Below are 2,258 nucleotides of genomic sequence, written 5' to 3'. Positions count from 1 at the left end.
GCTAAAGAGATTGCTAACTTAATTAGTTAAACCTAAAAAGTGGATGCCTAATTCTGAATTTTTTAGTAGCTGCAAACTGAAGCTCGCGTTGTAATATATAGATCCTGCGGTCAAAGCCGCGGGAAGACGAATGCATATTTCGTCTGAGCGGAACTTGATTGCATACTGGGCGTCGCCCCGTGGCGCGTTTCTTAGCGACCGCGGGGTCCACACAAACAAATCGGATAAAACTCTACCCCCCCCCTAACTAGTCAAACGTTAACAGCGTTAGCAATAAGATTTTTTTAGGGTAATAGATTACTGTTAATTTTGTCTATATCTATTTGACATAACCCATTTTTTTGGTATATAGTGGCAAAAAGTGGTGGATAGTGGAATAAAGTGGAGTAATGGGCGTGATGTTTAGAGGGATCAACGCAATTAATTTAGACAGCAAGGGTCGGATTAGTATGCCGGCCAGGTACCGTGCTGCGATCGAAAGTGAATCTAAGGGTCAGTTAGTTATTACTATCGATACTGAAGAGCGTTGTTTACTTTTATACCCATTACCAACCTGGGAAGAGATTGAAAAAAAGATCGAAAGTTTACCCAGTTTTAACCAGGTAACCAGACGTATCCAAAGGCTTTTAATTGGTCATGCTACTGAGCTTGAGATGGATGGTAATGGTAGATTGTTGTTGCCACCATTATTAAGAGAATATGCCTCAATTAATAAGCAATTGGTATTGGTCGGACAAGGTAAAAAATTTGAGTTGTGGGATAAAAATGTTTGGGGCGAAGGACGCAATAAATGGCTGAATGAAGGTATTGGTGATAATGATACTTTACCGCCAGAGTTGCAGTTGTTGTCATTGTAAATGATGAAAAAAAGAGGATCACCGGGAGCAAGTAGTAAAGCATCATTTGTGGTAGGTGAAGGTAATGGTCATTTTGCTCATCAACCAGTTTTAGTTAATGAGGTTATAGATGGCTTGATAGTTGATAAAAACGGAATTTATGTAGATGCAACTTTTGGTCGCGGTGGTCACTCTCAAGAGATTTTGAAATCTCTGGGTGAAAAAGGCGTATTAGTTTGTGTAGATAAGGATCAAGAAGCGATTGAGATTGCACATCAGCTTAAAGATCCTAGAGTAATAGTGAGACAAGGTTCATTTACTAAGCTTTTAGCGTGGTTTGGCGGTTTAGATTACTTGGGTAAGGTTAGTGGTATCTTAGTTGATTTGGGTGTTTCTTCACCGCAGCTTGATGATCCACAGCGTGGATTTAGTTTTATGCGCGATGGTCCATTAGATATGAGGATGGATCAAAGTCAGTTGCTCACCGCAGCTAGTTGGTTGCAAGCGGCGCAAGAGGAAGAAATTAGTAGAGTTTTAAAGGAATATGGTGAAGAGAAATTTAGTAGAAGGATAGCAAAGAATATTGTTGCTGAGCGCAAGATTCAACCGATTACTACCACAGGTAGATTGGCTGAAATTGTGAGTGTGGCTCATCCCAGATGGGAGGAACACAAGCATCCAGCTACTAGGACTTTTCAGGCGATTAGAATATTGATTAATAATGAGCTTACGGAGCTGAAAGAGTTTTTAGATCAGTCCTTAAAGATGCTCAAAGTTGGTGGTCGTTTAGCGGTGATTAGTTTTCATTCGCTAGAAGATCGAATAGTAAAAAATTTTATTAAAGAGCAGCAAAGTGGTGGGATACCTAAATGGGTGCCTGTATGTGATAGGGAACTTTCAAGGTGTCTTGGAGCAGTGGGTCGAGCTATTAGGGCAACTGAGCAAGAGGTTGCAAGTAACCCTCGTTCCAGAAGCGCCGTGTTAAGGATAATGGAGAAATTAAAATGAATGCAGTAGCAAGAGTAGCATTAGCAGAAAATACATTTACCAAGGGTGTCTCTCTTAGTTTTAGTCTTTCAGAGCTAAGAATGCTCTTTTTAATGATTTTGTGTTTGGTCTCAGCTTTGGGTGTGATCTATGTTAAAGATCTCAATCGTCGTTTGTCGATTAATAATCAGAAGGTAAGAGTAGAAACTGAGTACTTGCAATCAGAAAGTAATAAGTTGTTGTTAGAACATAGTGCTTGGGGAGCGCAGTCTAGAGTTCAGCAGGTAGCACAACACCAGCTTGCGATGCAGATACCTCTATCTTCAGAAGTAGTAATGATCAAAATATAGTTTATGCGAGAGCAAGTCGAATATGAGTGGCGACTTTGGTCGTTAATTGTAGTTTTATTTCTGATCGTTTTGGGGTTGGTTGGGC

Annotated in this window: 3 protein-coding genes; all 3 read left to right on the top strand. The window is 40.3% G+C overall.

Translation table 11 applies throughout. The annotated features are described in order from the left end of the window. The first annotated feature begins 398 nt into the window (after nucleotides 1–398). The 3 genes from mraZ to ftsL are packed head-to-tail and all read left to right on the top strand — an operon-like array spanning nucleotide 399 to nucleotide 2,173. Nucleotides 399–857, top strand: coding sequence for a division/cell wall cluster transcriptional repressor MraZ (mraZ, locus tag KKE07_05090; GenBank protein ID MBU4270217.1), 459 nt, complete (start codon nucleotides 399–401; stop codon nucleotides 855–857). A 3-nt stretch (nucleotides 858–860) separates the two neighbouring features. Next, nucleotides 861–1,844, top strand: coding sequence for a 16S rRNA (cytosine(1402)-N(4))-methyltransferase RsmH (gene rsmH / locus KKE07_05085; GenBank protein MBU4270216.1), 984 nt, complete (start codon nucleotides 861–863; stop codon nucleotides 1,842–1,844). Further along, complete coding sequence (gene ftsL / locus KKE07_05080) at nucleotides 1,841–2,173, top strand: cell division protein FtsL (protein ID MBU4270215.1); 333 nt, start codon at nucleotides 1,841–1,843, stop codon at nucleotides 2,171–2,173. Before rsmH ends, ftsL begins: the two co-directional genes overlap by 4 nt. Nucleotides 2,174–2,258: the final 85 nt, after the last annotated feature.

The organism is Candidatus Dependentiae bacterium (assembly GCA_018897535.1).
In the GTDB taxonomy this organism is placed as follows: domain Bacteria; phylum Babelota; class Babeliae; order Babelales; family UASB340; genus UASB340.
Note: the sequence above shows the minus strand (reverse complement) of the source record. Positions and strands in the feature narration are given on the sequence as shown.